This window comes from Oleiphilus sp. HI0123, from assembly GCF_001635315.1.
In genome coordinates, this window is the sequence record NZ_LWGE01001153.1 from 1 (window position 1) to 3984 (window position 3984).

Sequence of the window (3984 nt, forward strand, 5' to 3'; positions counted from 1 at the left end):
CGTCACATAAGTCAAATATCCACCACTGGAATGCTGTAAACCTTTTGGTTTACCGGTAGAACCAGAGGTATAAAGAATGAACAATGGATCTTCAGCATTTACCGGAACGGCTGTATGCTTGTCAGCTTGCTCAGCCACCAAGCGACGATAGTCAACGTCCCAGTTATGACGAGTTGAACCTGTGTTATGGGTTGTTTCAACAACCAGTACATTTTTGACAGTATTACGTTTGGATATCTCCAGCGCGTCGTCCACACTTGACTTAAGCGGGATAGATTTCCCACCACGCACACCCTCTGTCGCCGTAATCACGACTTTTGCCTCACAATCATCCAGGCGATCTGCTAAAGCTGTTGCCGAAAAACCACCAAATACCACTGAATGAATGGCACCAATACGAGCACACGCCAGCATCGCATACGATGCCTCGGGAATCATAGGCATATACAGTACGACACGGTCACCTTTACCTACTCCCATAGATTCCAGGCCATTAGCCAACTGACACACCTCTCGATGTAAGTCTCGATAGGTAATTGTCTTGCTGTGGCCCGGTTCATCGGCTTCCCAAATTATGGCTGCCTGGTCTGCTCGCGTTTCTAAATGCCTGTCTACACAGTTGTAACAAACATTCAGCTCTCCATCTTCATACCATGAAATATGTAAGTCATCTTTTGCAAATGAGACATCTTTGACTTTGGTGAAGGGTTTATCCCAATACAAGCGCTCAGCTTCTTTTCGCCAGTAGTCTTCATTCTTCTCTATCGACATTTGATACAGGCTCTGATAGCCAACTTTATCGATGTTTGGCACAAAATCACTGGTTGAATTAGAGGTAGTGTAGTTATTCTGGGCAGCTAAGCTCATGACAGGCTCCTTGAAGTCTATGTTACCGAGTAAGTAGATATAACTCTTATTGTCAACATATTCTGGCCGCCGCCAATTAGACCTTGGTCGAGCACTAGACTATGGTCTAAAGCTCTCTGGACAATAAACTAAAGAAATAGCACAACCGACTTCAGTGTTTGTTTCATCAATTGAACAAACAACCCAGACTAGTGATAATGTTCACCCATCAAATGACACTCGCAATAAACTCATACCACAGCTCTCAATTCCACGGTATTTTCGCTCTCATATAAGCATTAGTCTACTTTAGAAAGAATCTTCTTTCTCCGCCTGGTCAAATAGCTTTTGAAGTTCAGAATGATAGGCACCTTGAGAGGAATAATCACTTTCAGGACCTCGCTAAGAAAATATAAAAGCCGTATTTTCCGATACCAGAACAAGCGTGATATCTTCTTTACGGTGAAGTCGTATCCATATTGGAATACCGGCGCAAACTGTTCGTGGTTACCAAACCGACTATATTTAGCCAAGTCAAATGACAAGACCAAATCAGCCCTCTTCAACTGCTCCTTGGTACGCTGATCAATTGCGATATCGATAGCATTCCCCATTATAGCGACCATATCTTTAGGTTCTTGATAGCGACTCACGCCATTCAAATCAACAGCGATAGTAATACCCGCACCCATCTGTTCAAGTGCTGAAACGGGTACGTTTTCAGTGATACCCCCATCAACCAACGACCTACCTTCAATTTCTACCGGCACAAAAATCCCTGGCACTGCCGCTGACGCACACACCGCATCGGCCAAGTTCCCTGATCTTAATATGACCTTCTCACCGGTATGAATATCGGTAGTACAAATCGCCAAAGGAATACGAGCATCCTGTATATCCACATTACCGATATCTTGCAAAATCATCTCGTGAATGGTTTTGGTGGTGAAGATACCTTTGCGTTGAATCGACAAACCGACCATCGAGCTGAAACTCATATCCTCGCCCACTTTCTTGATCTCGTCTATCGACTTACCGAAGGCATAGTAGCTCGCGACTAAAGCCCCAATACTGGTGCCGGAAATATAATCGATCTCTACATTTCGCTCTTCCAGTACCTGCAGCACGCCAATGTGAGCAATACCCTTTGCTGCGCCGCCGCCCAACGCAAGCCCGATACTCTGATTAAAAGGGTTCCATTTCATAAATTAAGTTTCTTATATTTGACCTGAGGCAATTCTAACCAGAGCGAGTTTCATTTACTATGATGTTTATCAGCTTACTAACAAGAATCGATATCCATGTGCACAACCTGCGGCTGCTCTACTCCCTCTCACTCTCATCAACATGAGCATGAGCACGACACTGACTCTAGGCTGATTGAGGTCGAACAAGACCTGCTTGCCAAGAATGATAGCTATGCGGAAAAGAATAGAGCCCTGCTTGCCTCAAATAAAGTGCTCGCTTTAAACTTGGTTTCAAGTCCAGGCTCCGGGAAAACATCCCTACTCACCGCTACGATCGAGCCCCTTAAGGGAAACAAAAGAGTCTGTGTTATTGAAGGCGACCAGCAAACAGATAATGACGCGCAGAGAATCATCGACAGCGGTGCCAAGGCAATTCAAATCAATACTGGAAAAGGCTGCCACCTCGATGCTCATGCGGTTGGACATGCCATGAAAAAGCTTGAGCTGGCAGAGCACGATATTCTTTTTATCGAAAACGTCGGCAACCTCGTTTGCCCCGCTGCTTTCGACTTAGGAGAACATAGCAAGGTCGTGGTCTTATCGGTCACGGAAGGCGAAGATAAACCGCTTAAATACCCTGACATGTTTAAAGCTTCTTCACTTATGCTAATCAATAAGTCTGACCTCCTTCCTTATGTCGATTTTGATGTCGATAAAAGCATCGAATATGCGCGTCGTATCAACCCGGATATTAAGTTTATCGTTCTATCCGCCAAAACAGGCGACGGGATGGAAGAGTGGTTAAGCTGGCTCAATCAACATGCACCAACAAGATAGTGACTCGGCAAGTATTCGCCTGAAAGTAAGCGGGCGAGTACAAGGCCTTGGCTTTCGGCCTTTTGTTTATCGGCTCGCTCACTCGCTTTCACTGACGGGCTCAGTCCGAAATTCCTCCTCGGGCCTTGAAATTGTATTAACCGGGGAACAAGCCCACCTTGATGAATTCCGTAATCAGCTTCTAGCAACAAAGCCCTCTGCGGCTCAGGTGGAGAGTATTGAGCTTGAGCGTATTAGCCCTCAAATCTCAGCCACTAGCTTTTCAATCATAGAGTCAGAAACTGATTCCAATAGCCTATCATTATCGACAAATGCACCAGAAGTATCCCCTGACCTGGCACTGTGTTCCTCTTGTCTAGATGAACTATTTGACACAAATAACCGTCGTTACCTTCACCCTTTTATAAGCTGCACTCAATGTGGACCACGCTACAGCATTATTGCCGATCTGCCCTACGACCGAGACAACACCAGTATGGCAAAGTTCGACATGTGTAGTACCTGTCAGCACGAATATTCCACTCCCTCAAATGCCAAACGCTTCCACTCGCAAACCAATGCCTGCAATGACTGTGGACCACAATTAGCGCTAGTCGATAAGAAAGGTATTCGTTTGCCTCTAGAACAGAATCAGGCACTAATCGATTTTTGCGCCGAACAATTAAAGCAAGGCGCTATTATTGCTATAAAAAGCATCGGTGGTTTCCACTTAATTTGCGATGCCAAAAATTCTGAGAGTATTAAGCGGCTAAGAAAAGTTAAGCAACGCCCTGATAAACCCTTTGCCCTCATGGCCTTGAATACGCCTTCACTTGAGCCCATAGTCGAGCTAGACAGAGCAAGCCTTCACGAGCTGAATTCTTCTCACGCACCGATTGTACTTCTGCCTAAGAAAAGAAGTTTAAAGCCTGACTCTAAGCAAGAAGAGGAAGATTGGCTCGCACCGAACCTAAGTGACTTGGGCTGCATGTTGCCTTATACCCCGCTTCATTATCTAATTTTTCATGCCCTGCTTGGCAGGCCAAAAGGAATAAATTGGCTTGAAGAAGCACAAAACTATCAACTACTCGTGACCAGCGCCAACCTTCCTGATGAACCCATAGTTTATGACAAC

Annotated in this window: 4 protein-coding genes; 2 read left to right on the forward strand and 2 right to left on the reverse strand. The window is 45.2% G+C overall.

Annotated elements, in window-relative coordinates:
* Both A3761_RS12280 and A3761_RS12285 read right to left on the reverse strand, forming a co-directional pair.
* Positions 1-867: AMP-binding protein (locus tag A3761_RS12280; protein WP_156491820.1), on the reverse strand; the 867-nt coding region annotated here is incomplete at its 3' end.
* Between the two features lie 278 nt (positions 868-1145).
* Positions 1146-2051, reverse strand: coding sequence for a patatin-like phospholipase family protein (locus A3761_RS12285; RefSeq protein ID WP_068554350.1), 906 nt, complete (start codon positions 2049-2051; stop codon positions 1146-1148).
* Positions 2052-2147: 96 nt separating this feature from the next.
* Here A3761_RS12285 and hypB point away from each other — a divergent pair, with 96 nt between their 5' ends.
* Together hypB and A3761_RS12295 are read left to right on the forward strand one after the other, a co-directional pair.
* Entirely contained in the window at positions 2148-2870 is a 723-nt protein-coding gene (gene hypB, locus A3761_RS12290; RefSeq protein ID WP_068554351.1) for a hydrogenase nickel incorporation protein HypB, read from the forward strand.
* The coding region (locus A3761_RS12295) for a Sua5/YciO/YrdC/YwlC family protein (protein ID WP_197473031.1) at positions 2854-3984 on the forward strand (1131 nt) is incomplete at its 3' end. The genes hypB and A3761_RS12295, both read left to right, overlap by 17 nt.